Consider the following 26,548-nt stretch of genomic DNA (forward strand, 5'->3'; position numbering starts at 1 on the left):
TTTTAGTGTATCCAAGATAAGAAAAGTGGAACGATAACTAAACTAGCTCCAGCTGTTAAAAGCATTGATAAACTTGCAATTGTACCTTCTACAGGACCGATTTCAAATGCTTTTGATGTTCCGGTCCCATTCGCGCTAGTACCTAGCATTATACCTTTTGCGAGCGCTGTTTTAATACGGCATATGCGTATGAGTGTAGGACCGAATAACGCTCCAGTTAAGGCAGTTAATACAACGAAAACTGCTGTTAATTGTGACATGCCGCCAATCATTTCTGAAATAGCCATTGCAATAGGTGTTGTTACAATGTGCGGTGCTAAACTTTGTTCTATTGTAGAGTCAATTTGAAAAAAATTAGCTAGTAGTGCGGAAGTAATAACAGATAGAAAAGAACCGACAATGACATTAATTAAAATAGCAGTGCCGTGTTTTTTTAATAGATCAAAATGTTTATAGATTGGCCATGCGAAAGCAACTGTTGCAGGTTTTAATAATTCTGTTAGCCAATGACTACCAGATTCGTAGGTTTCGTATGGTGTATCTAATCCAAGTAATAAAGCTATTAAAATGATTGGGCATACAAGAAGGGGAGAAAGCAGACTCCAATTCCAGCGTTGATACATTTTTTTAGATACCCAATATGTGAATAGTGTTAATAGTAAACAAAGAAAGCCGATCATTGTGTTGATCCTTTCCGCTTTAATAGCAATTCTGTTAAAAGTCCTGTTACGAAAGTAACACAAAGTGTACTAATCACGATAATTAAAATGAGATCGATTCCATATTGTGATAATGTATCTTTGTAACGAATGACAGCGACTGCAGAAGGGATGAAAAATAAAATAAGTTCTTTTAATAAAAAGTCTGCACCTTCTTGTATCCATTCTTTTTTCACTATATTAAATTTTAATGAGATTAATAATAAAAAAATACCGATTATACTTCCTGGAACTGGGAGGTGTGCCTGTTTTGCAATCCATTCACCTGTCCAAGCGAAACAAAATAATAATAAAATTTGTCCGCTTAACTTCCACCATTTCATACAGTAACCACCTCTTTGTTTTTTACATAAAAATTGTAAAAAAGAATTAACAATTTCTACTATACGTTCATTCGAAATATTTGTCTAATATATAAATTATATGTTATTAATATATTAGATGTATTAATCGAAAGTGAAAAGGGTGTCCAAAATGGAATTACGGCATTTGCAATATTTTGTTGTAGTGGCAGAGGAATTACACTTTGGACGAGCAGCTGCTCGTTTACAAATGACACAACCACCGCTTAGTCAACAAATTCAGCAATTAGAAAAAGAAATGGGAGTTATGTTATTTTCAAGAACGAAGAGAAAGGTTGAATTAACAGAAGCAGGAGAAATGTTTTTAAAAGAAGTAAAAAAAGCGTTTGAACAAATTGAAAAAGCAGTAGAAGTTGCACAAAGTGCTCAAAGGGGAGAAGTTGGATCACTTTCAATTGGTTTTGTAGGTGCGGCGATATATGATATTTTACCGTCAATCGTCAGAGAGTATAGAAAGAAATTTCCGAGAGTGTCTGTAGCATTACATGAATTGTCCACACCGGATCAGGTGCATGCACTTCATGATAATCGAATTGATATTGGATTTTTACGTCCGCCAATTCCAACGCAATTACTTGAGTTAGAACCAATTCAAAAACTTTCATGTACGTTATGTTTACCGAAGGCACATCCTCTTGCTGAAAAGGACGAAATACATATCGAAGATTTAAGGGATGAACCGTTCGTATTTATTACGAGACCAGTATGGCCAGCGTTATATGATACAATTTTATCGCTTTGCCGTGATGTAGGTTTTAGTCCGCACATTGTACAAGAAGCAACGGAGTATCAAACTGTTATGGGGCTTGTAGCGGCAGGTATTGGAATTACGGTAATACCTGTATCCGCAAATAAATTGTATAGAACAGAAGTTGTATATAAAGAGTTATGTGATTCTAATTTTGTTGCAGAAATGTCAGTGGCTTATAAAAAAATGAATAACAATCCAGAGTTGTTAGAGTTTTTGAAAATTGCAAGAGAGAAAAAAAGGATTGAAGTGGAAGATGCGAAGGCTGAATAGTTGATGAAGTTACAGGGTAGTCATGATAATTAAGTTATATAAAGATTCACCTCATTAAACAAAAAACGGAAATGTAACTAAAGTGCATTTCCGTTTTTTGTTTTTTATTCAATGCTAAGGAGATCAATATGCGTGGTTTCTAGGACTAAAGGCTTAGTAAAGATTCCGATTGAAGTGCGATGTTTAAAATGTCATATTTTTATACACTAGTAGTATAGAATGCGTATGTTATGAAGCAAGGTAGGGGGAAATTATGTCTTTATTTCGGTTAGCGAGAAAAAATATACAAACATTTGCTGCCCAAAGGTTAAAACAATTTATGTGGATTGCTATGAATACAATGCTTTGTTTTTTTATGATATCATTCCGATTCAATGAAGTTGTAATAAGTAAAGCGGAATATACACCTATATTTGTAAAGTGGTTTTATGCTATGTTTCTATTTATAGTTTTTGTGTGTATTTTCATTACATATAAAATGACAGCTTCTCTTTTACAGATAAGAAAAGAGGAGTTTACATCGAATGAAGTGATGCATATGACAGGAAAAGAAATGTTATGTTTATTATGTCAGGAGCAATTATTAACTTACGGAGGAGCTTTTGTTTTCGGATTAATTCATGGTATGTTATTTTTGAAATTATTTATTATTATTTTTATGAAAGCAGTAGGAATCCAAGGGATAACCAATGCACCGATTACGATGTATGCGGTAGTGATAACAGCAGTTGTTATGATAACCGTCATTATAATATCAATGTGGCAATGTTGTAGGTTTACACAAAGGTTAAAGGGTGAAAAGTCATATGAAACGAAGAGAAAGGCATGAGAAATCATGGCTTTTTCTTCATTTTACACATGTTATTAATCATGATACAGTGGGAAGAACTGAAAAAAAGAGTTAAGAAGAAAGGTTGTATGGAATGATAAATGAGCAAGCGATCGTAAAAGTTGATCGATTAACAAAGCGAATTGGTTCAAAGACGTTAGTAGAAAATATTAGTTTTGAAGTGAAAAAAGGTGAAGTAGTTGGCTTATTAGGACCAAATGGTGCTGGAAAAACGACATTAATGCGAATGATGGTCGGAATGATTCGTATGACAGAAGGAGAAGTATGGATTGATGGTCAATCTGTAAAACAGCAATTTGAAAAAACTGCTGCGAAAATTGGTGCTGTAATTGAGACACCAGAATTTTATCCTTTCTTAAGCGGCTATGAAAATTTAACATATTTCGGACGAATGAATGGGAATGTGACTGAAGAGCGTATCGATGAAGTAGTGCAATTGTTAGGAATGGGACAAGTAATTGACCGTAAAGTAAAAGCATATTCACTCGGTATGAGACAGCGTTTAGGAATTGCTCAGGCACTTATACATAATCCAGATGTATTAATACTAGACGAACCGACGAACGGATTAGATCCTAGTGGTATACATGAAATGCGGATGTACATAAAGAAAATTGCACATGAACAAGGAAAAGCTGTTCTTGTTTCTAGTCACTTACTCTCAGAAGTTGAATTAATGTGTGACAGGGTTATTATTATTCAGCATGGAGAATATGTCGCAACACAAAATATTCAAAGTGATAAAAAGGAAGAAAAAGAAGAAATACATATACGTGTAGATGATGCGAATAAAGCGGCAGAGGTTTTAGAATACGATGTTTTAGTAAAAGAAAACGAATTAATTATAAACGTGAAAGATGAAGAAGTTCCAAATATTCTTCGTACATTGATGGAGAAAAACATTCAAGTTTATCGTGTATATGAAGAAAGAAAAACGCTAGAAGAGCAGTTTTTAGAATTAACAGGAGGAAAAGATATTGTTTAATTTAGTTTATAACGAGCTGTATAAAATATTTAAGCGAAAGCGAACGATTATTCCTTTTGCAGTTATTGCGGTATTAATTATTGGATTAGGATGGGTTACGGTAAAATATTTAGAGCCAGAAACAAAAGGGTGGAAAGCGGATTATACAGAACGCACTGTAGAAATTGAGAAAAAGCTCGGCATGAAAAAAGAGGATATTTTAACAGAAAAGTCAGGAGACGAGCTTGTAAAGGAATACCAGCTTAAAATGAAGCATTTAGATACGAATACAGCGCCAGCAAGTAGTTCTCCGCTTTCATTTATGAGAGATACAGGTTTTATCGTATTTCCAATTTTACTTCCGTTTATTCTCGTATATGCGAGTACGATTTTTGCGAATGAATATAGCTGGGGAACATATAAATTTTTAACAATTCGTCCAGCGAGCCGATTTAAAATTTTAACATCTAAGTTTTTGGCAATCGTTATATTTGCGGCATTATTATTTATATTTAATATGATTTTTTCCGTATTATGCGGGTTGATTATTTATAAATTCCAACAACCAGCTTGGGCTGAATTTGTCGTTCAAAATGGAAATATAATAAAACAAAATATTTTCGTAGAAGCAAGTAAATATTATATTTTATCTTGGTTACCAACTCTTGTGTATGCTGCATTTGCCTTTATGATTTCCGTTTTAACGAGATCGAGCGGAGGTGCAATCGGGATTTCTTTATTTCTTGCATTATCAGGGGGAATAGCGCTAATTCCGGCAGCAAGATATGAATGGGCGAAATATTTATTACCAGCGAATACAGATTTATATGGGCTTTTAAAGGGTGGAAGCTTTATTGATGGAGTAACATTCCCATTTGCTTCTTGTATGCTTCTTCTATACTTAGCTGTATTTTTAGGGGTTTCCTATACTGTATTTATAAAACGAGATTTAACAGCATAAGCAAAAGCCGTTAAGGGTAACTTAACGGCTTTTTGTTTGTAATAATTGATGAATAGCTTCTTCGGCTAATAGGGCGAAATACTCTGCGCTAATAGGCAATGCTTTTTCATCTACTGTAAAAGCTGGATGATGCCATTCATGTGTACCACTTGTTCCCATAAAGACGAATGAACCTGGTATTTCTTGTTGGTAAAAAGAAAAGTCTTCTCCTGCCATTGATGGTGTAGGAGAGATAACGTTTAGATTCATTTTCTCTGCAATATGAATAGAAAAATCAGTGAGTACTTTATCGTTTTGAACAGCAGGAGGACCTGGATAAAATCGGAATTCTGTTTTTACACCTAATGCATCAGAAACGCCATTAATGATACGTTTCATTAATGCCGGAATCTTTTCACGTGTTTCAGCTTGGAATGTACGGACAGTTCCTTCTAATATTGCTTTTTCGGGAATAACGTTCCACGTATTCCCTGAATGAATGTTTGTTACACTTACGACAGCGTTATGAGAAGAACTAATATTTCGGCTTACAATCGTTTGAAGTGCCATAACGATTTGAGATGATGCAACGATAGGATCGACGCCGGCATCAGGCACAGCTGCATGTGTACCAACACCATGGATTTCAATTTCAAATCGATCAACTCCGGCCATTAGTGGTCCATCTTTAATACCGATTGTACCTACTGGTAAATCAGGTTTATTATGCATACCGAAAATAGCTTGCACGCCACGTAAATGCCCAGCTTCAATAACTTTGCAAGCACCATTACTACTTTCTTCAGCTGGCTGGAATATAAGGCGGACAATTCCATTAAGAGAAGCTTCTTTTTCTTTTAATAAGTAAGCCGCACCCAATACAGCAGCTGTATGAAAATCATGCCCACAAGCATGCATTTTACCTTGTATTTTTGAAGTGTATGGAAGGTCAGTTTCTTCTGGATAGGAAGGGCATCGATATCAGCACGAAGCGCTACAACCGGTCCGTTTTTATTACCAGAAATTTCAGCGATAACTCCTGTTTCTAAATTGGAATCAATAATAGTGATATTGGCCTCGTCTAACCAATTTTTTATCGCTTTTGTCGTTTCAAATTCTTCGTATGATAGTTCTGGATTTTCATGTAAATGCCGACGAATGGAAATAAGTTTTTCTGTTAATTGATCAGGAATAGATGCCACTTATTATGCCCTCTTTCTTAAGTGAAGTATTTGTATTAATTATACAATAATAAAAGAGAGGATTCTCAAATGAAAATCCTCTCTCGTTTTATGCTGCAACTTTTTTATGAGTATGCTGTTTTCGATAACGCCCACGCATTGCGTATGCAATTTGCGGGATTGCGATACCGATTAAAATAAGTGATACACCGAACCATTGTGAAGATAGTACAGCTTCTTTTAAAACGAATACAGACATAATAGTTGTAACTGGTAGTTCTGCTGCACCAAGAATAGTTGCTAATCCAGAACCGATTTTTGGAATGCCAATTGTAAAGGCAATGGACGGAATAACGATACTAAATATTCCTAATCCTAAGCCGTATTTCCAAAGGCCTTGAGAGATCGCCCCGTTAAAAATAAATGTTGGCGGGAATACGATCATGACTAAAGTTAAAGCGCCAGCCATTAAAAGGACACCACGTGGTAAAGAAGGTACTTCAACGGCAACTTTCCCGCTTACGAAAATGTATGTTGCAAATGTAATAGCAGATAATAAGCCTAAAATGATTCCAGTCGTATCGAAATCACCAGCTGATGTTTCTAATAACCCACTTGATAAAAATGTACCTGCAAGTAAGAAGATTACTGAAATAACTTTTTCTCTTGAAGGTAATGTTTTTGTTGCGACAGCTTCAATGATAATTCCAACCCAAACGAACTGGAATAAAAGTATAATTGCAATAGAAGCTGGTACAGTTTTTAAAGAAGCATAATAAAAAATTCCAGTAAAACTTGCAGACGTTCCTGCGACGAATAAAATTAACATTTGTTTTAGTGGAACACGATGTCTAGAAAATAGAAGTGTAATAGCAAGTAAAATAATCCAACCGAACAAATACTGGCTACCAATTACCTCTCCAAGTGAAAACCCTTCTGCATATGCAAGTTTAACAAAAATAGCTAAAACCCCATAACTACACGCTCCTAATAAAACTAAAAGAGAATAACGAAGCATGAAAAATTCCTCCCATCTATATGAAATTGTTCCGTAACGGACATATATAACTAGAGGGAAGTATACAAAATTAAAAATGAAGGGTCAAATGAAAGAAAAGTGCAAAATTTTATAGAATAATAATAAAAGTATGATATTTATGCATAATCTTGAAATTAATAATAATTAAAGTATTGTAAAATCAGCTTTATGTTGTATAAAGACAGCATTTGAAAAAATTTTTTAAGGCCAATAGGTGTGAAGTCAATTGTAATGTGCTAATCATTTGAGAAACTGTGGAACCTTTGTTATGTTAGTAACAATTAGAAAGAGTTTCATAATTCAATTGAGATTTTTCTATATAATAGAAGGGAATGAAAACGTTTTATTAGAAAATGTGTGAAAGGGTAGTTTTTCTTATTGTCATGTTGGAAAAGTGAATTCATGAAATGTCCATAGTATTTTCAATTGTTTTTGCTACAATATTGAAGAGGAGAGGAGTGGAATAATGCAAGATATTAGTATTTTTTTAGCGTTTGGAGCTGGGTTCTTATCATTTATATCCCCATGTTGCTTACCGCTTTATCCGGCATTTTTATCATACATAACAGGTATGTCGGTTTCTGAATTGAAAGAAGAAAATGCAATGCTTCGCAAAAGAAGTATGATACATACAGCGTTTTTCTTACTTGGTTTTTCAATTATTTTTATTGCAATTGGATTTGGTACAAGTTTTATTGGAGGCATCTTTACAAATTATAAAGATTTAATTAGACAGTTAGGCGGTATATTTATCATCGTGTTTGGTCTTATTATTGTCGGTGTGTTTAAACCGAAGTTTTTAATGCAAGACCGTAAATTTACGTTTAAAAATCGTCCGAGTGGTTATTTTGGTTCAGTTTTAATTGGATTGGCTTTTGCTGCTGGATGGACACCTTGTACTGGACCTATATTAGTGTCTGTAATTGGATTAGCTGCAACAAATCCAGAATCGGCAATGATTTATATGATTGCTTACATACTTGGATTTGCTATCCCGTTTTTCGTACTTTCATTCTTTATTACGAAAATGTCTTGGATTAAAAGAAATAGTATGAAATTCATGAAGATTGGAGGATACGTTATGATTGTCATGGGTATCTTCCTATATTTTAACTGGATGACGAAAATTATCGTATATTTCTCAAGTTTATTTGGTGGTTTTACCGGTTTTTAGTATTATTCTGTGAAAATGTTGGAAATACTAACGGAAAAGCATATAATAAAATTATATTTTGCATATAGCCACAAAAAAGGATGAGAAAATATGAACATAGTTCTGTTATCAAGTATCGTTGCTGTTTGTATGGCTGTCGGTGCGATGTTTATTCGTTTAAAAGCAGCTAAGAAACCTGCAACATTGAAAAAAATTATACTTCCCCCATTTTTTATGAGCACGGGAGCGTTGATGTTTGTTTTTCCTGAATTTCGATTAACTCCAGCAGAAATGTTAGAAGCAATTGGCGTCGGTTTGTTTTTCTCTATTTTTCTTATTAAAACATCTAAATTTGAAATTAGAGGACAAGAGATTTATTTGAAGCGTTCAAAAGCATTTGTTTTTATACTAATTGGATTACTTGTCGTGCGGATTGTATTTAAAACATACTTAAGCCAATCTCTTGATTTAGGACAACTTAGTGGCATGTTCTTCTTACTGGCGTTCGCGATGATTGTGTCATGGAGAATTGCAATGTACCGTTCCTTTACGAAATTACAGAAGGAAATGGAAAAAGAAGACGGTTTTTATAATGAAAAAGATATGAAGTTAACGTAAAGAGTGTTATATGTATAAAGAAACAACGTCTGATTAGACGTTGTTTTTTGTTAATCACTGAAAGGTAACTTCCTCAATTCTAGTTGTGATGTATAAATTGTCGACCATCGAAGAAGCAATTTAAGTTTGACGTTATGAATGGACCGATATAAGGAATACTATTTGGTTTGAAGTTTTATCACCGGTAATTGGTGGCTAAGTTAGATTAGGTTGGATCGTATAGGAGACGTTCCTTCATTAACAATTACTCCACTTGATGGTACTGATACAACATGAAAGTGGAATGTTAATGACGAAATTTCGCTTAGCTTAAGTGTCTTGAGCCGAATCTAATATTGCAAATATAAATGCAACAGGATGAATTGCTGCGAATACAACATATACCTCTGTAAATATTACAGGTACTGGTGATACGATTTATACGAGTGCTGTAGGGTTACAGATAGATTTAGCGAAAGCGAGATTAATTGCTACAAAATCAGTAACTGTAAGTTGAGCTTATAAAAAAGATTGCTATAAAATAGCAATCTTTTTTATAAGGAATAATGGGCTTACTTTGCAAGTAAAGTTTTATAGTTAGAATAATCAATCTCTTTTTCTTGTAGTTTCTTAATTAAAAATTTATGATCGCGCTTCGGTGTGGCAACGATATATCCTTGTATGATTAAATCTTGTGTAATTTTTGGAGCGTTTTCCTTTATTGCAAGTTCCCCAATTTTACCGGCAATTTTTGACTTAGCAACATCGCGAAATAATTCCGGAACGGGACTTACTAGTTCTTCTAACAATTGTTTTTGTTCGTCAGCCCATAAGTGTCTTGTTTTATTAATATAGTGATCTTCCCAATCCAAAATGGACATACCGTCTTCTTTTGGCAACCGTTTTAGGAATTTTCTGAACATGAAATATCCACCAATGGACATAAGCCCTAATAATACAACAGTCCAAACGACTATAAACCAACTAAACCATCCTTCAAGCAATTGTATGCCCTCCTTTAACGAAAGCAATATTTTGTATTTTATTTATATTATAAGCAATGAGATTCATAGAAAGCAAGAACGCTTGATCATTTTGACCAAGCGTTGTGATTTAAACGAAGTATAGTTGTTCAACACATAAAATATCATTGTCATTTTCTACATATTCAATGATGAGTGTGCCAACTTTACGATCTTTATCTTCAGTTGTGAAAATAGAGTAAGAAGTAAAACGTGTTGTTGATAGGCCGCTTATATGTGTAGGTAAAGGAATGTAGTCGTTATCGCGGAAGAATTCCATCAGTTCAATATCTTCAAATTCTTTTCGGTCAACTTGTTTGTTTGTATAGCGGCGTTGAAGTTGTTTTAAAGATGCATTCCAAGAAATTGCTTTTGTGTCGTATACCATTGTTCTATCTCCTTACTGTATGTAATTATTAAGAACATACGTTCTAATCTAGTATACTCTTTTTATAAGAAAAGGGAAAGCAAAAAATAATGTAAGCTTGGATTTCCAAGCTTACATTATTTTGCGTCCGTCATAATCTCTATTTTTTATTATAAGTTAGATAAGAATAAGAAACAAGATGATATATATCTTGTTGATAGTTTTTAAAATTCTGTTTATTATTTATGTAATACAGTACAAGGGAATGAGAGGGATGACATACGTAATTTCACTCCAAGGACCGATGGCAAGTGGGAAAACAACATTGGCAAAAAGGTTAGAGCAATATGAGCTTTCAATTATATACGAAAATCCATATCCAATTGTAGAAAAAAGAAAAGAATTACATTTAGATATGAACTCAAAAGAGGGGTTTATTACAAATCAAAAAATGTTTATTGAAGCAAAAATAAAAGAGTTTCAAAATGTGAAAAGCTCAGTCGTGATTTTTGATCGTGGACCAGAAGATATTGAATTTTATACACTCTTTTATCCGAAGATGATAGGGAAAGAGTGGGGTATAGAAACAGAATTAAAAGATGAATTGTATAAATTAAGAGAATGCCGTTCGGATGCAATTTTTTATTTAGATGTTTCGAAAGAGAGTTTGTATGATAGGAGAAATAATGATAGGACAAGAAATCGAAGTGCATTTGAGGAACAATTTAAATTAGTAGAAGTTGAAAAAGAATGGTATAAACAATTTCCCGTAACTTATGTGGACACTAATATATTATCAGTGGACGAATTAGAGGCATATTTTATAGGGTGGCTAAGGGAGAAAAGGCTATGAAAAAAATATTATTATTCGTATACCCGACATTTGCAGAGTTTGAAATAACGGTAGCAACAGCATTGCTGAAAAAGAAATATGAAATCATTACAGCGGGTTTAACAAAAGAAATGATTATAAGTGAAACAGGCTTACAAGTACAGCCGCATATAGAATTAAGTGAAGTGCGTGTAGAAGAATATGAGGGGATTATCATTCCGGGCGGAGATGAAATACATATGAAAGAGGCGAAACTGCTTTTTTCAGTTATTCGTCAATTTTCTGAGCAAGGAAAATTAGTGGCAGCGATTTGTGCTGGACCGTATGCGTTAGCAAGGGCAGGTTTACTAAAAGAAATCTCTTATACAGTGACCATAGATTATCAAAAATTAGATTGTTTTCCAGTAGAAAATTTTGTGTATACAGAAGTTGTACAGCACGCAAATATTATTACAGCACAAGGACATGCATTTGTGCCATTTGGACTAGCGATTGCCTCCTATTTTGGAGTAGTGAATGAACATAATACAAATTTTTATAGTGGAAAGGGCAATATAATGATGGAGAATCTTTTACCGGAAAACGTGTAAAAGCTAGCGAATGCTAGCTCTTTTCTTTTTTACATCGATAAATCACTAACGTTTTCGGATCGCGCCATATACCGTTATGAAATGATAAATCATTTTCTATTTCTTCTTTTAGCCATTCCTTCATTTCGGTGTGAAGGGACATATTATCAGGTATATTCAACGACGGGAACATGCTAGAAATATAGTTAACGATTGGAGTGGCATGATGAAAAACAAGTGCATTATGAATAATTGTTTCTTCAACAGTTGAAAAAACAGAGTGTAATAGATCTTTACCATTTTCTAAACAAAATGGAGCTACTGACGGTGATGTTTTTGGTAAATCAAATGTGACTAACATTTTGTTACACATTTCATCTATACGAGGTAATGAAACTTTAGAATTTGTTGTAGCTAAAAGGGCGCCGCCAGGACGAATTATCTTATGGAATCCTTGAATAGTTTTTTCGACATCTTTCATGTGGTATAACATATGCCTTGCGATTAGCAGGTCATAACAATTAGCTTCGAAAGGAAGTTTACTAGCGTCACCGAGTTTCCATTCAATCATATTATTCGTTATAGCAGCTTCAGAAAGCATAGTTTCGGATTGATCAAAACCAGTTAGATGTCCTTTATGACCATTAGTTTGCAAAAGGGAAAGAAATTTTCCGTTAGCACACCCGACCTCTAATATTTTTTCTTCCCCTTGGAGTTGTAAATGTTCAATGACGACTTCATCTACATTCACTTGTTCTTCTTCGTAATGTTTATGCGTATCGATACGTGTTTGTAAATGGTTACTTACGTTGTATTGGCGTTTTACATCATTCATTTTTTCACATTCCACCTTTATGCAAAATTGCTGAATCGCATGTGTTAATACATCTGTTTTATTTAAACCTTCGTAATGGAGTGCGTCTTCAAACCTTGTAAGTAATTTTTCTTCAATTCGAAAATGAATATCTTTTCGCTTCGCCACTGAAATTTCGCCCCTTTGCATCTGTTAGTGAGACTATAGCACGTCTGAAAAAAATCTGTAAATAAATTGTGTACACAAGTACAAGTATGAGAGGGATAAAAAATTGCTTGAATAATATTTTAAACTATTGACGATTTAACCGTTTTCATATATTCTTAAATTAAGTAATATTCAAATAATTCAAAAGAAATGAGAGAGTCACATGCTTCTTCAAGGAACACATCGAATTGGTCGTATGGCCATGCTGTTGGCACTTGCGGATGAGAATGAAAGTCCCGTATTATCTATTCCGAAAGGTTGGAAATATTGTACTGGGAAAGTTGGTTCTATGAATTCGCAAAAAGTAGTAGCAGCAATGGAAACAGCGGCTAAGAGCAACCGAGTTATTGAAACAGATGTTTACAGAGAAACACATGCACTTTATCATGCAATTATGGAAGCTTTGTACGGAGTGACGAGAGGTCAAATTCAGTTAGCAGACGTTCTTCGTACAGTAGGACTTCGCTTTGCGATTGTGCGCGGTACACCATACGACGGAAAAAAAGAAGGCGAATGGGTTGCTGTTGCACTTTATGGAACGATTGGTGCACCTGTAAAAGGATCTGAGCATGAGGCGATTGGTTTAGGAATTAATCACATATGATTTGCCCATAGTCTATTAGTTAGAAGGGGGCCTTATTTTTTAGGACAGAAGTCTGTCTTAAAAAGATAAGGTCCCCTTTTGCCTTTATAAGGAGGAAAAAGAATGATTACGTTAACAGGACACACATTGACAGTTGAAGAAATGAAGAGGTTGTTACTTGAAGGTGAAGGTGTAACAGCTTGCCCAACTAGTATGCAAAAAGTGGCAGAGTGCCGCGAAGTTGTCGAGAAAATTGTAGAGGACGGAAAAGTCGTTTACGGTATTACAACTGGATTTGGAAAGTTTAGTGATGTACTTATTCAAAAAGATGATGTAAAAGCACTTCAACACAACTTAATTCAGTCACATGCGTGCGGAATAGGCGATCCATTCCCTGAAGAAGTATCACGCGGTATGTTGATTTTACGAGCTAATACGATGTTAAAAGGAGTATCGGGTGTTAGACCACTTGTTGTAAACATGCTTCTTGAGTTTGTAAATCGTAAAATTCATCCAGTCGTTCCGCAACAAGGATCACTAGGAGCGAGCGGTGATTTAGCACCTTTATCTCATCTTGCTCTCGTTTTATTAGGTGAAGGTGAAGTGTTCTACAAAGGAAAACGAGTTCATGCGATGGTTGCTCTTACAGAAGAAGGACTTGAACCTATTGAACTTGAAGCAAAAGAAGGTCTTGCGTTAATCAATGGTACGCAGGCAATGACAGCGCAAGGGGTTCTTTCTTATATAGAAGCTGAAGCAAGTGCTTATCAATCAGAATTAATTGCATCGATGACAATGGAAGGATTACGCGGCATTATTGATGCATTCGATGAAAATGTTCATAAAGCGCGTGGTTATAAAGAGCAAGTCGAAGTGGCAAGCAGAATTCGTGATATTCTTCATGATAGTAAACTTGTGACAAAACAAGGAGAACTTCGTGTACAAGATGCATATTCACTTCGTTGTATCCCGCAAGTTCACGGTGCTTCTTGGCAAGTTTTAAATTATGTGAAAGAAAAATTAGAAATTGAAATGAATGCAGCAACAGATAATCCACTTATTTTTGATGGCGGTGAAAAAGTAATCTCTGGTGGTAATTTCCACGGACAACCAATTGCATTTGCAATGGACTTCTTAAAAGTAGGGATGGCGGAGCTTGCAAATATTTCAGAGCGCCGTATTGAACGCCTAGTAAATCCGCAATTAAATGACTTACCACCATTTTTAAGTCCAGAACCAGGACTTCAATCAGGTGCCATGATTATGCAATATGCAGCGGCTTCACTCGTTTCAGAAAATAAAACGTTAGCTCATCCAGCGAGTGTAGATTCAATTCCGTCTTCAGCTAACCAAGAAGATCACGTAAGTATGGGAACAATCGCTTCACGTCATGCGCATCAAATTATTCAAAATGCAAGACGTGTTCTTGCAATTGAGATGATCTGTGCGATGCAAGCAGCAGAATATCGCGGAATTGAAAACATGAGTACAGTTACAAAAACGTTCTATCATCAAGGTCGTCAGCAAGTGCCTTCTATTACAAATGACCGTATATTCTCAACGGATATTGAAAATATCGCGCATTGGTTAAAAACGAATTATTCAATAAAGGAAAGATTGGATGTAAATGCAGCACTATAAAACGAGAAAAGGGAGAGATTGAAATGGAAAAAGTACAACAAACAATTCGTGCGGCAAGAGGTACTGAGTTACAAACGAAAGGATGGGTTCAAGAAGCTGCACTTCGAATGTTAATGAACAATTTAGATCCTGAAGTAGCTGAAAAACCAGAAGAATTAGTTGTATATGGCGGAATTGGCCGTGCAGCTCGTAATTGGGAAAGCTACCATGCAATTGTTGATTCATTAAAAACGTTAGAAAACGATGAAACGTTACTTGTTCAATCAGGAAAACCGGTAGCAATTTTTAAATCACATGAAGATGCGCCTCGCGTTCTTTTAGCGAACTCAAACTTAGTACCGAAGTGGGCGAACTGGGATCACTTCCGTGAACTAGAGAAAAAAGGTCTTATGATGTACGGACAAATGACAGCGGGTAGCTGGATTTACATTGGGACACAAGGGATTTTACAAGGAACATATGAAACATTTGGTGAAGCGGCACGTCAACATTTCGATGGTTCATTAAAAGGTACTGTAACGATTACTGCTGGTTTAGGTGGCATGGGTGGCGCGCAACCGCTTGCTGTAACGATGAACGGCGGTGTTGTAATTGCTATTGATGTAGATAAGCGTAGTATCGATCGTCGTATTGAAAAGAGATATTGTGATAAGTATACAGAATCATTAGAAGAAGCATTGGCTATTGCAAACGAATATAAAGAGAAGAAAGAGCCTATTTCAATTGGATTATTAGGTAATGCAGCAGAAATTTTACCTGAGTTAGTAAACCGTAATATTATCCCTGACTTAGTTACGGATCAAACTTCTGCCCATGATCCATTAAACGGTTATATTCCAGTAGGTTACACAGTAGAAGAAGCAGCGAAGCTTCGTGAAGAAGATCCAGAACGTTACGTACAATTATCAAAAGAAAGTATGAAAAAACATGTAGAAGCAATGCTTGCAATGCAAGAAAAAGGCGCGATTACATTTGATTACGGAAATAACATTCGCCAAGTTGCTTTCGATGAAGGATTAAAAAATGCTTTCGATTTCCCGGGATTCGTTCCAGCATTTATCCGTCCATTATTCTGTGAAGGAAAAGGACCATTCCGCTGGGTAGCACTTTCTGGTGATCCAGAAGATATTTATAAAACAGACGAAGTTATTTTACGCGAGTTCGCGGATAATGAGCATTTATGTAATTGGATTCGTATGGCACGTCAGCAAGTTGAGTTCCAAGGTCTTCCATCACGTATTTGTTGGCTTGGTTATGGCGAGCGTGCGAAATTTGGCCGCATTATTAATGAAATGGTGGCTAATGGTGAATTATCAGCACCGATCGTTATCGGCCGTGACCATTTAGATTGTGGATCAGTAGCATCTCCAAACCGTGAAACAGAATCTATGAAAGACGGTAGTGATGCAGTAGCAGACTGGCCAATTTTAAATGCATTAATTAACAGTGTAAACGGTGCAAGCTGGGTGTCTGTTCATCACGGTGGTGGCGTTGGTATGGGTTATTCACTTCACGCTGGAATGGTTATCGTTGCAGATGGAACAGAAGCAGCGGCAAAACGTATTGAACGCGTATTAACTTCTGACCCTGGTATGGGTGTTGTTCGTCACGTTGATGCAGGCTATGACTTAGCGGTTCAAACTGCGAAAGAAAAAGGCGTTAACATTCCAATGATGAAATAAGGAGGAAGAAACATGCTGGACACTTTACTAATAAATATCGGTCAATTACTAACAATGGATCAAGAAGATGGCTTGTTAAGACGGGAAGCGATGAATACGCTTCCTGTTATTGAAAACGGTGCGGTTGGAATTGAAAATGGTGTAATTACTTTCGTTGGAACAGCGGAAGAAGCTAAAGGATTACAAGCGAAAGAGGTTATTGATTGCGGTGGGAAAATGGTTTCTCCTGGTCTTGTTGATCCGCATACTCATCTTGTATTTGGTGGATCTCGTGAAAATGAAATCGCGCTAAAACTACAAGGAGTTCCGTACTTGGAAATTTTAGAACAAGGTGGAGGTATTCTTTCAACTGTAAATGCAACGAAACAAGCGTCGAAAGAAGAACTTGTTCAAAAAGCTAAATTCCATTTAGACCGTATGCTATCTTTCGGAGTTACAACTGTAGAAGCGAAGAGTGGTTACGGATTGGATGATGAGACAGAATGGAAACAATTAGAGGCAACTGCACAATTACAAAAAGAGCATCCAATCGATTTAGTTTCAACATTTTTAGGTGCTCATGCAGTTCCGAAAGAGTACAAAGGAAAATCGAAAGAATTTTTACAATGGATGCTAGATCTATTGCCAGAAATGAAAGAGAAGCAATTAGCTGAGTTCGTTGATATTTTCTGTGAAACAGGTGTGTTCTCTGTAGAAGAATCAAAAGAATTTTTATTAAAAGCGAAAGAGCTTGGCTTTGATGTGAAAATTCATGCAGATGAAATCGACCCTCTTGGTGGTGCGGAAGCAGCGGCTGAAATTGGTGCAGCATCAGCGGACCATTTAGTTGGCGCTTCTGATAAAGGAATTGAAATGCTTGCGAATTCTAATACAGTAGCAACTTTATTACCAGGAACAACTTTCTATTTAAATAAAGAAAGCTTCGCACGCGGCCGCAAAATGATTGATGAAGGTGTTGCAGTTGCTTTAGCTACAGACTTTAACCCAGGTAGCTGTCCAACTGAAAACATTCAGCTTATTATGAGCATTGCGATGCTGAAACTGAAAATGACACCAGAAGAAGTTTGGAATGCGGTAACAGTGAACTCATCTTATGCCATTAATCGAGGCGATGTAGCTGGGAAAATTAGAGTTGGTCGTAAGGCGGATTTAGTTTTATGGGATGCTTATAATTACGCTTACGTACCGTACCATTACGGCGTAAGTCATGTAAATACAGTATGGAAGAATGGGAATATCGCATATACAAGAGGTGAACAATCGTGGAGCACGGCCACTATTTAAAGAAAAATGCAAAGTTTATCGATCGTGAAGTGACGAAGTGGAGCGAAATGATTAAAAATTGGGAGGAAGGTGTGGAAATATTCGGTGCTGCCTTAATTGGAGCGCCCCTTTCTAAACCATCTATTAGTCATTCAGGAGCATGTTTTGCACCAAAAACAATTCGTTCAATGTTGGATGCATATAGCACGTACGCAATTACAGAAGAACACGATATGAAAGAAAGTGTTCTTCATGATTGTGGTGATATTACGATGCATGTGACAGATATAAAAGAGAGTCATAACCGAATTGCGAAAACAGTTGGTCAATTAACGAAAGTAAATCCGAAAATGATACCAATCGTTCTTGGTGGTGACCACTCGATTAGTTTTCCGAGTATAACTGGTTTTGCAAATAGTAAAGGGAAGGTCGGTATTATTCAATTTGATGCCCATCATGATTTACGTAATTTAGATGATGGTGGTCCATCAAATGGTACACCGTTCCGTAGTTTGCTAGAAAATGATGTGATTACAGGAAAACAGCTCGTTCAAATTGGGATTCGTAATTTTTCAAATGCACGAGCGTACCATGAATATGCAAAAGAGCATGGCGTGACAGTGTATACAATGAAAGATGTAAGAGAGCGAAAAATAAAAGATCTTATTTCAGAAAGTATTGAAGTATTAAGAAAACAAGATGTGACTTCTATTTATATTTCTCTTGATATGGACGTACTAGACCAAGCGTTTGCGCCGGGCTGTCCAGCAATTGGCCCTGGTGGGATGGATAGTACAACTTTACTTGATGCAATTGAATTCCTTGGTAAAGAGCCACTCGTTCAAGGGATGGATATAGTAGAGATTGATCCAACTCTTGATTTTAGGGATATGACGAGTAGAGTAGCTGCGCAAGTGATTATGAGTTTTCTTTTAGCGCGAGAAACGATTAGTAAACAGGTTAGTATATAAGCGAAGGATCGTGTGTGAAGTTTTGAAGCAACCGTTTTTGTCATTATATAAAAATACATCGCTACTTATATGTAGTGATGTGTTTTTTTTTGTTTTACAAGGTATATAAAATTGGAGAAAATGGGTGTAGAAATGTAACAAAATCGCGGTTTTTTTAGTGTTTCTGTACAGCCTGAATTTTTATGTGTAAATAAATTGACATAGAAAATAATTTTGTGATATTATAAAAATTTTGCTAAAAAAATAAATGTGTGTTAAGATTGAGAAGGTTACCATATATGGAGGTGGATTATTTGTTTCAAATTGGCGATAACATCGTTTATCCAATGCACGGAGCAGGTATAATTAAAGCCATAGAAGAAAAGGAAATCTCAGGAGAAAAAAGACAGTATTATGTTATAAAAATGTCGGCTAGTAATATGGAAGTAATGATTCCTATGGGGAAAATATTGAGTTCAAATATACGACCAGTTACAGATATAAAGGCATTAACAAACATAATAGATATTTTTCAGCATGGGGAATCAGATAGATTACTTACGTGGAAACAAAGGTATAAATTGAACACTGATAAAATAAAAACGGGTAAAATACAAGAAGGTGCTGAAGTTGTACGTGATTTATTACGTATGCAGAAAGAAAAAGCACTTAATGCAAGCGAAAAGAAAATGTTAGATAACGCACATGAATTTTTGATTAGTGAGCTGGGATTAATTGAAGGTATCACAGAAAATCAAATAAAAAGCTTTTGTTAAGATTCATTGTAGATAATGTATTACATCCCAAAAAAGATCTTGAATTTTTTGGGAATATAATTATAGAAAATCAATCATTTCAAAGACATTCAACTCTTTCAAACCACTTTTAGAGCATTAACCTCTTTTGTTATTACTACAATTTAATCCATTTTTATTTTTTAATTTCTTTTACGAATGTTCGAAGTTTAATTAAATAACTCGATAAAATAGTTACTTGATTTTTGCAATCCTGATTCACACTGGCACGGACGAGGAGCCGTAAGGATGAAAGAGAGGTAGGGCTTTCATTGTTTTAGGTATATAAGTTATTATTTTTAGAAGAATACTGAACCACTCCCACTTCTATTGTTAAGAGATTTTCCATATGTGAGGAGATAATAATTGTTTATTTTCTTTATTTAAAAGAGATAAACGAATTGTTAGCCTTATATGGTCAACTAAAAAAGGTTTCCTACTTAGGAAACCTTTTTAATTTTATTTATTCCATTTCAGGATATTTTTGTTTTGTTAGTTATCGGGAAAAAGTAAACAAATGTTACTCCATTACGATAATAGGTTTAATCGTTTTTCCTGTTTTAGAATCTTCAAATGCTTGAGCAATTTCTTCAAAAGAATAGAATTGTACAAACTTATCGAATGGGAATAGTCCTTTTTGATAGAAATTAATTAATTTTGGAATGAATAGTTGTGGTACTGCATCACCTTCAACTACCCCTTTAATTGTAATAGCTTTTACGACAATTTCATTTGTTACGTTTAAAGTTAAATCCTTTTTACCAACAGCAACAGTTGCCATTGTACCTTTTACTCGTAAGCATTGAATGGATTGCAGTGTAACAATATTTACGCCAGTTGTTTCAAATGAGTAATTAGCTCCACCGTTTGTAATTTCTTTAATTTTGGCAACTGGATCTTCGTTTAAGCTATTAATCGTGTGTGTAGCCCCTAATTCCTTCGCTAATTCTAAACGACTATCATGAATATCAATGGCAATGATTGTAGTACATCCAGCAATTTTAGCTGCCATTAAGCCACTAAGGCCAACAGCACCGGTTCCAAATACAACTAGGCTACTACCTGGTTTTGGCTGTAATGAATTTAGGATCGTACCGCTACCAGTCATAATTCCACAACCAAGTGGTCCTAACAAACGTATATCAACATCTTTTGGTACTTTTACAGCATTATTCTCATTAACAACGGCATGGTATGCGAATGAAGATTGGCCGAAGAATTGAGAAATGTCATTATTGTTAAGATCGTGTATAGGTGTTACATGGCGTTTGTTTTTTCCAGAGAAGTTTAATTCAATCATATTTTCGCAAGCAGCAGCATTACCATCTAAGCAATTTTCACAATGACCACAGTAAGAAAATCCAAGTACAACATGGTCACCAGGTTTAAACGATGTTACATTACTTCCCACTTTTTCTACAATACCAGAACCTTCATGTCCTAAAACAACTGGTTTTGGTGTTGGCATTGTACCGTCTAAAACTGTTGCATCTGTATGACATATACCCGAAGCGATAATTTTTACTAATACTTCATCGTCTTTAATCTCGTCTAAGTATACTTCTTGCATATTAAAATCTTTTTCAGGTGTAGAAACGATAGCTTTTGTTTTCATTGTTATCCTTCTTTCTAAAAATTAAATAAGAAAAAATACTTTCAACTATCTAGGAGTCTTTTATTAGTTCCTAAAATTTCGTTGGTATAATTAAAAAACAAATGAATTATTGAAACCTCGTTAGTTTAAGTTTGAACATAGTACATTGGAAACAGGTTCTTTTTGGTTAGTGAATAGTTAAATAATTAATTACCAATATATTCTATAATAATAAAACTAGAAAAAAAGAAAACATCCACTTACTGGACATTAGAATAAACAGTAGATTCCTGAATTTCAGAACCCTTAAAGTTAAAAACGGTTAGTTTTATTATGCGAATATTCCTACGTAAGAGCGTATAAATTGACGTTACTATCTAAAAGTAAGTATGATGCGATTATAGTTAGATTTTTTTAGGGGGAAGAAAAATGACAAGTTCAAATAATAAAGCGGCAAGTATTTATGAAGGAACAAATATAAACGCTTGGGGGTCTTTTGAAAATATTGAAGAAACGAAGTTATTTCATCCGATTCAAATTGGATCTTGGTCTCTTCGTAATCGCATAGCGATGGCACCGATGACGAGATGTTTTGCAAATAATGAGACTGGGGTAGTTGGTACTGATGTAGTAGAGTATTATCAAAAACGTGCTGCTGATGGGATTGGATTAATTATTACAGAAGGAATTGTCATTAGCCCGAGAGCAAAAGGGAATCCGGGAGTACCAGGTATTTATACACAAGCGCAAATTGATTCTTGGAAACCTGTTACAGAGGCAGTACATATAGAAGGCGGAACGATTATTGCTCAAATATGGCATGTTGGACGTATGAGTCATCACGAAATAATTGGTGGTCAAATGCCGCAAGCACCTTCTGCTATTGCTGCGGAGGGGAATGTTCCGCGTTTTCGTAAACCGTTTGATACACCAGAAGCAATGACAATAGAAGAAATAAAAGAAGTTATCGGTCAATATGCACAAGCCGCAAAGAATGCGATAGAAGCTGGATTTGATGGTGTAGAAATTCACGGTGCACACGGATATTTAATTGACCAATTTACTTATGAATTTGCGAATAAGCGTACTGATAAATACGGCGGTGACTTAAAACAAAGGTTAACGTTTATGAAAGAAGTTGTTCAGGCTGTAATTGAAGCAGTTGGAGCTGATAAAACGCTTCTTCGCTTCTCTGCCTTTAAAGGTGATAATCCTACTTATATGTGGGAACATCCTGAACTTGCAATTGAAACGTTTGTAAATATGTTTAAAGAAGTTGGATTAACGATGATTCACCCTTCAACGATGAATTATACGCAAGTTATTGCTGACGGCAAGAATTTTCATCAATTAGTAAGAAAGTATTGGGATAGTACTATCGTAGGAGTAGGTAATTTGAATCCGAAAGAGGCAGAAGAAGCACTGCAAGAAGGAACAATTGATGTAGCGGCGTTCGGAAGACCATTAATCGCTAATCCAGATTTTGTTCAGCGAATTAAAAATGCTGAAAGTTTGGTTGAATATGACGCGAAAGAGCATCTTGCTACGTTAGTGTGAATAAGGATAAAAAGAGAACACATGGAGTGTTCTCTTTTTATTATGGAATTTCATATATAGGGGGAAGCGGAATGAGTGAAGCGCTACTCATTATTATTAGTATATTGCTCTTTTTGATGCTACTTTTAATTGTCTTTTTTATCATTACATTTTTTATTAAAAAACGGACGCATCATTCTATATTAAAACTGCATCCATACTTAGGTAGAATGCGCTATTTACTCGAAAAAATAGGCCCGGAATTTCGGCAATATTGGTTTGATCATGATACTGACGGAAAGCCCTTTTCGCGCTACGATTTTCAAAGTGTTATGTTTCTAGCAAAATACCGTTCTGAAATACTTGGTTTTGGATCAAAACGAGATTTTGAGGAATCTGGCTATTATATTGCTAATACATTATTCCCCACATTAACAGATGAATTAAGTGTGAATCTCACGCAAGAACGTGAGGGGAAAAAATATATGATTCATAAAGAAGGGTTATTTTCAAGAAGAGAAAAATTGACAGCGGATACAACAAACCTTTGGTTGTATGAAGAAGATGATGCAATTATAGTCGGAGAAAATCGTAAATATCCATGGAAACTGTATGGGATGTTTGGAGCGTCAGCGACATCTTACGGTGCGATTGGAGAAAATTATATTTTATCAGCTGGGTTTGGTGCAAAAATGGCAGGTGGTTCGTGGATTAATACTGGGGAAGGGGGCGTCATTCCAGAACATTTACATACGGGTGCAAATATCATTGCCCAAATCGGTCCGGGATTATTTGGATACCGTGACGAGGACGGGAATTTTTCGATGAAGGAATTTATGGAGAAGGCGAAAGAAAGTAATATTAAAGCGTTTGAATTGAAATTTGGGCAAGGAGCAAAAATACGTGGTGGTCATTTAGAAGGACAGAAGGTAAATGAGAAAATCGCTTCCGTTCGGAAAGTACGAGAAGGAGAAACGATTAATTCGCCAAATCGTTTTTCATTTATTAGTAGTGCCGCAGAGGCTTTATATTTTATTCAAGATTTGCAAGAAAACGGTGGTAAACCAGTGGGCATGAAAATTGTAATTGGTCAACAGAAGCCTTTGGAAGATTTATTAAAAGCAATGAAAGAATTAAACATCTATCCAGATTTTATTACAATCGACGGTTCAGAAGGTGGATCAGGGGCAACATATAAATCGATGGCAGATAGTATGGGGCTTCCGCTTATACCGGCATTACTTACATTTATTGATACAGCAAATCATTACGGTGTCAGGGATAAATTAAAGGTGTTTGCCTCCGGGAAATTAATCACGCCAGATAAAGTGGCGATTGCTTTAGCTATCGGTGCAGATGCCGTAAATTCAGCACGCGGATTTATGATGGCAAGCGGTTGTATTATGGCACTTCAATGTAATTCAGGGCAATGCCCATCGGGGGTTGCAACTACGAATCCACACTACCAAAAAGCATTAGATCCGTATGAGAAAAAATGGCGAGTAATGAACTATGTTATTAGTATGAGATATAGTTTGTTTTCATTAGCGGCAGCAGCAGGGGTAAAGAGCCCGCGCCATTTAACGAGAGAGCATATTGTGTTTAAAGATGAGATGGGGAAAGTAGTTCCACTTTCGGAATTGTTTCCTTCCGTAATTGGGAAGTAAATATGTAGCTGAACAAAAAATAATCAAAAAAGTCATACATTTGTATGGCTTTTTGGTTATGGGAAAAGTAGAAATTTATTACATGAATGTTCCCGCTTTTCGGTTGCTCTTTTTCAAATAAATTATTTGATGGAGGTGAGTTATCAGAATATTGTTTTTGATGAAAAAATGAAACGATATCTGCATTGACAATAAAAACTAATTAGACTATAATGAATCTCGAATTCAAGATATTTTTTGAAGGATAGTCAAAATCATAAAATCAATATTTAAAATATAATCATAAGAACTGTAGTTTTTTTGTGAATTATCTCGAATTCGAGATAATTTTTGAACTAAATGAAATATGTTAGTTTTTTAGAGAGATACCTCAATTTTGAAAAAGATAGTATTGCGGATTGAACTTTATCATATGGACAAAATGAATAATGAATTTTAGTGAATAAATGTTTTTTGTAATGAAATAAAAAAAGGGGTGGAGAAAGTGGAAAAGAAAACGATGGGAATTCATCACATTACAGCAATCGTAGGTCACCCACAAGAAAATGTAGATTTTTATGCAGGTGTATTAGGATTGCGTTTAGTAAAACAAACAGTGAATTTTGATGATCCAGGTACGTATCATCTTTATTTTGGTAATACAGGAGGAAAGCCTGGAACAATTATTACGTTTTTTCCATGGGCAGGTGCTCGTCAAGGTATTATTGGGGACGGTCAAGTAGGCATTACGTCTTATGTCGTACCAAAAGGTACAATGGAGTTTTGGGAAAATAGATTAGAAAAATTCGACGTACCGTATACAAAAATGACTCGGTTTGGAGAACAGTATATAGAATTGGATGATCCACATGGTTTGCATATAGAATTAGTTGAAAGAGAAGAGGGCGAATTAAATAATTGGACTTTTGGGGAAGTTACGCCAGAAGTAGCAATTAAAGGATTTGGCGGTGCTGTTCTTTTATCTGCACAACCTCAAAAAACTGCTGAATTGTTAGAGCATGTTATGGGTCTTGAGAAAGTAGGAGAAGAGGGAGAGTTTATGCGGTTCCGTTCTTCTGCTGATATTGGAAATATTATCGATTTGAGATTATCAACAATTGGACGTGGGCAAATGGGTGTTGGTACAGTTCATCATATTGCTTGGAGAGCGAGTGATGATGCTGATCAATTAGACTGGAAAGAGCATGTGTCTCGCTTTGGATATGGTGTAACCCCTGTACAAGACCGAAACTATTTTAACGCAATTTATTTTAGAGAACACGGCGAAATCTTATTTGAAATTGCAACAGACCCTCCTGGTTTTGCCCATGACGAATCTTTAGAGACGATGGGTGAGGAGTTAAAATTACCGGATCGATATGAACAACATAGAAAACAAATTGAACAGACACTCTTACCATTTGAAGTGAGAAATCTAGATTAAAGTGATTGAAAGGGGAAAAGGAATATGATGAAACATGTTTTTCAAAAAGGAAAAGATACGTCAAAACCAGTGTTGTTATTGCTTCATGGTACAGGAGGAAATGAATTAGATTTATTACCGCTTGCAGAAAGAATTGATCGGGAAGCTTCTGTATTAAGTGTTCGTGGAAATGTATTAGAAAATGGGATGCCTCGTTTCTTCCGCCGATTAGCAGAAGGTATTTTTGATGAAGAGGATCTTGTTTTCCGTACGAAGGAATTAAATGAATTTTTGAATGAAGCAGCAAAAACATATGAATTTGATAGAGATAGTATCGTAGCTGTTGGGTATTCAAATGGAGCAAATATTGCGGCGAGCTTATTATTCCATTACGAAAATGCATTAAAAGGTGCAGTCCTTCATCACCCAATGGTGCCTAGAAGAGGAATAGAATTACCTAATTTAGCAGAGAAATTCGTATTTATCGCTGCTGGAACAAATGATCCAATTTGTTCACCTTCTGAGTCAGAGGAATTGAAGATGCTATTAGAAAATGTAGATGCTAATGTAACAATGCATTGGGAAAATAGAGGACATCAATTAACGATGAATGAAGTAGAGAAGGCAACAGAATGGTATGAAAAAATATTTTCACATGCATAAATAGTAGACTAAATCGAGTGTAAAATCATAAAGATTTTATACTCGATTTTTTTGTTGCAATTTAAGGGGTTAAAAGAGAATAGGAAAGTTATGTTAAAATATAAAGAAAATGTAGAATAATGGAGGGGAACTATTA

General features: G+C 35.5%; 25 protein-coding genes and 1 pseudogene. 18 read left to right on the plus strand and 8 right to left on the minus strand.

Annotation, left to right across the window (positions count from 1 at the left end; genetic code table 11):
- Positions 1-2: 2 nt before the first annotated feature.
- On the minus strand, positions 3-680 hold the full coding sequence (locus tag BG05_RS13560) for an LrgB family protein (RefSeq protein ID WP_002137763.1): 678 nt from the start codon (positions 678-680) through the stop codon (positions 3-5).
- On the minus strand, positions 677-1,042 hold the full coding sequence (locus BG05_RS13565; protein WP_002185136.1) for a CidA/LrgA family holin-like protein: 366 nt from the start codon (positions 1,040-1,042) through the stop codon (positions 677-679). The genes BG05_RS13560 and BG05_RS13565 overlap by 4 nt, the downstream gene beginning before the upstream one ends.
- 151 nt (positions 1,043-1,193) lie before the next feature.
- Between BG05_RS13565 and alsR the strand changes: the two genes are divergently transcribed.
- The 4 genes from alsR to BG05_RS13585 all read left to right on the plus strand — a co-directional run bounded on the left by alsR (position 1,194) and on the right by BG05_RS13585 (position 4,877).
- Positions 1,194-2,102, plus strand: a complete 909-nt coding sequence (alsR, locus tag BG05_RS13570; protein ID WP_002128558.1) for an acetoin biosynthesis transcriptional regulator AlsR — start codon at positions 1,194-1,196, stop codon at positions 2,100-2,102.
- Positions 2,103-2,355: 253 nt separating this feature from the next.
- Positions 2,356-2,931: an FtsX-like permease family protein gene (locus BG05_RS13575; protein ID WP_003190842.1), complete on the plus strand. Its 576-nt coding sequence runs from the start codon at positions 2,356-2,358 to the stop codon at positions 2,929-2,931.
- A 94-nt stretch (positions 2,932-3,025) separates the two neighbouring features.
- On the plus strand, positions 3,026-3,937 hold the full coding sequence (locus tag BG05_RS13580) for an ABC transporter ATP-binding protein (protein ID WP_002167820.1): 912 nt from the start codon (positions 3,026-3,028) through the stop codon (positions 3,935-3,937).
- On the plus strand, positions 3,930-4,877 hold the full coding sequence (locus BG05_RS13585) for an ABC transporter permease (RefSeq protein ID WP_002128553.1): 948 nt from the start codon (positions 3,930-3,932) through the stop codon (positions 4,875-4,877). The genes BG05_RS13580 and BG05_RS13585 overlap by 8 nt, the downstream gene beginning before the upstream one ends.
- A gap of 21 nt (positions 4,878-4,898) precedes the next feature.
- Here BG05_RS13585 and BG05_RS13590 read toward each other — a convergent pair.
- Both BG05_RS13590 and BG05_RS13595 read right to left on the minus strand, forming a co-directional pair.
- Positions 4,899-6,058: pseudogene (locus BG05_RS13590) on the minus strand (M20 peptidase aminoacylase family protein).
- Positions 6,059-6,146: 88 nt separating this feature from the next.
- Positions 6,147-7,055, minus strand: coding sequence for an EamA family transporter (locus tag BG05_RS13595; RefSeq protein ID WP_002128551.1), 909 nt, complete (start codon positions 7,053-7,055; stop codon positions 6,147-6,149).
- A 487-nt stretch (positions 7,056-7,542) separates the two neighbouring features.
- Between BG05_RS13595 and ccdA the strand changes: the two genes are divergently transcribed.
- Positions 7,543-8,250 (plus strand): cytochrome c-type biogenesis protein CcdA, encoded by a 708-nt coding sequence (gene ccdA, locus BG05_RS13600; protein ID WP_001152684.1) that lies wholly within the window; start codon positions 7,543-7,545, stop codon positions 8,248-8,250.
- A gap of 90 nt (positions 8,251-8,340) precedes the next feature.
- A complete protein-coding gene (locus BG05_RS13605; protein ID WP_002014224.1) occupies positions 8,341-8,847 on the plus strand; it encodes a CcdC family protein in 507 nt (168 codons plus the stop codon).
- A gap of 551 nt (positions 8,848-9,398) precedes the next feature.
- On the opposite strand, the gene BG05_RS13610 is transcribed toward BG05_RS13605, so the two are convergent.
- Positions 9,399-9,830: a DUF2621 domain-containing protein gene (locus BG05_RS13610; protein ID WP_002142746.1), complete on the minus strand. Its 432-nt coding sequence runs from the start codon at positions 9,828-9,830 to the stop codon at positions 9,399-9,401.
- A 109-nt stretch (positions 9,831-9,939) separates the two neighbouring features.
- Complete coding sequence (locus tag BG05_RS13615) at positions 9,940-10,236, minus strand: hypothetical protein (protein ID WP_002033506.1); 297 nt, start codon at positions 10,234-10,236, stop codon at positions 9,940-9,942.
- A 253-nt stretch (positions 10,237-10,489) separates the two neighbouring features.
- On the opposite strand from BG05_RS13615, the gene BG05_RS13620 reads away from it, so the two are divergent.
- Both BG05_RS13620 and BG05_RS13625 read left to right on the plus strand, forming a co-directional pair.
- Positions 10,490-11,068: an AAA family ATPase gene (locus tag BG05_RS13620; RefSeq protein ID WP_002185138.1), complete on the plus strand. Its 579-nt coding sequence runs from the start codon at positions 10,490-10,492 to the stop codon at positions 11,066-11,068.
- A complete protein-coding gene (locus tag BG05_RS13625) occupies positions 11,065-11,637 on the plus strand; it encodes a DJ-1/PfpI family protein (protein WP_002167821.1) in 573 nt (190 codons plus the stop codon). Before BG05_RS13620 ends, BG05_RS13625 begins: the two co-directional genes overlap by 4 nt.
- A gap of 13 nt (positions 11,638-11,650) precedes the next feature.
- On the opposite strand, the gene BG05_RS13630 is transcribed toward BG05_RS13625, so the two are convergent.
- Positions 11,651-12,619, minus strand: a complete 969-nt coding sequence (locus BG05_RS13630; RefSeq protein ID WP_003190827.1) for a class I SAM-dependent methyltransferase — start codon at positions 12,617-12,619, stop codon at positions 11,651-11,653.
- A 181-nt stretch (positions 12,620-12,800) separates the two neighbouring features.
- Between BG05_RS13630 and hutP the strand changes: the two genes are divergently transcribed.
- The 6 genes from hutP (at position 12,801) to BG05_RS13660 (ending at position 19,532) form a co-directional block, all read left to right on the plus strand.
- Positions 12,801-13,241 (plus strand): histidine utilization transcription antiterminator HutP, encoded by a 441-nt coding sequence (gene hutP, locus BG05_RS13635; RefSeq protein ID WP_000926519.1) that lies wholly within the window; start codon positions 12,801-12,803, stop codon positions 13,239-13,241.
- A gap of 102 nt (positions 13,242-13,343) precedes the next feature.
- Positions 13,344-14,861 carry a histidine ammonia-lyase gene (gene hutH / locus BG05_RS13640; RefSeq protein WP_002033511.1) on the plus strand — a complete coding sequence of 506 codons (1,518 nt, stop codon included), beginning with the start codon at positions 13,344-13,346 and terminating at the stop codon, positions 14,859-14,861.
- Between the two features lie 23 nt (positions 14,862-14,884).
- Complete coding sequence (gene hutU, locus BG05_RS13645; RefSeq protein ID WP_002033512.1) at positions 14,885-16,543, plus strand: urocanate hydratase; 1,659 nt, start codon at positions 14,885-14,887, stop codon at positions 16,541-16,543.
- Positions 16,544-16,555: 12 nt separating this feature from the next.
- Positions 16,556-17,827, plus strand: a complete 1,272-nt coding sequence (gene hutI, locus BG05_RS13650; protein WP_002128543.1) for an imidazolonepropionase — start codon at positions 16,556-16,558, stop codon at positions 17,825-17,827.
- The gene (gene hutG, locus BG05_RS13655) at positions 17,806-18,777 is read left to right on the plus strand and encodes a formimidoylglutamase (protein ID WP_002185143.1); all 972 of its coding nucleotides are present in this window, start codon (positions 17,806-17,808) and stop codon (positions 18,775-18,777) included. Before hutI ends, hutG begins: the two co-directional genes overlap by 22 nt.
- Positions 18,778-19,070: 293 nt before the next feature.
- Entirely contained in the window at positions 19,071-19,532 is a 462-nt protein-coding gene (locus tag BG05_RS13660; protein ID WP_170935206.1) for a CarD family transcriptional regulator, read from the plus strand.
- Between the two features lie 538 nt (positions 19,533-20,070).
- Here the strand turns inward: BG05_RS13660 and BG05_RS13665 are convergent.
- Positions 20,071-21,165 (minus strand): NAD(P)-dependent alcohol dehydrogenase, encoded by a 1,095-nt coding sequence (locus BG05_RS13665; protein WP_002185144.1) that lies wholly within the window; start codon positions 21,163-21,165, stop codon positions 20,071-20,073.
- 408 nt (positions 21,166-21,573) lie between these two features.
- Between BG05_RS13665 and BG05_RS13670 the strand changes: the two genes are divergently transcribed.
- The 4 genes from BG05_RS13670 to BG05_RS13685 all read left to right on the plus strand — a co-directional run bounded on the left by BG05_RS13670 (position 21,574) and on the right by BG05_RS13685 (position 26,412).
- Complete coding sequence (locus tag BG05_RS13670; protein ID WP_003190822.1) at positions 21,574-22,701, plus strand: alkene reductase; 1,128 nt, start codon at positions 21,574-21,576, stop codon at positions 22,699-22,701.
- Positions 22,702-22,772: 71 nt separating this feature from the next.
- Positions 22,773-24,347: an FMN-binding glutamate synthase family protein gene (locus tag BG05_RS13675; protein WP_002185146.1), complete on the plus strand. Its 1,575-nt coding sequence runs from the start codon at positions 22,773-22,775 to the stop codon at positions 24,345-24,347.
- 484 nt (positions 24,348-24,831) lie between these two features.
- On the plus strand, positions 24,832-25,770 hold the full coding sequence (locus BG05_RS13680; RefSeq protein WP_002185147.1) for a ring-cleaving dioxygenase: 939 nt from the start codon (positions 24,832-24,834) through the stop codon (positions 25,768-25,770).
- A gap of 27 nt (positions 25,771-25,797) precedes the next feature.
- Positions 25,798-26,412: an alpha/beta hydrolase gene (locus BG05_RS13685; RefSeq protein ID WP_002185150.1), complete on the plus strand. Its 615-nt coding sequence runs from the start codon at positions 25,798-25,800 to the stop codon at positions 26,410-26,412.
- Positions 26,413-26,548 lie beyond the last annotated feature (136 nt).

The organism is Bacillus mycoides (assembly GCF_000832605.1).
GTDB classification, from domain to species: Bacteria; Bacillota; Bacilli; order Bacillales; family Bacillaceae_G; genus Bacillus_A; species Bacillus_A mycoides.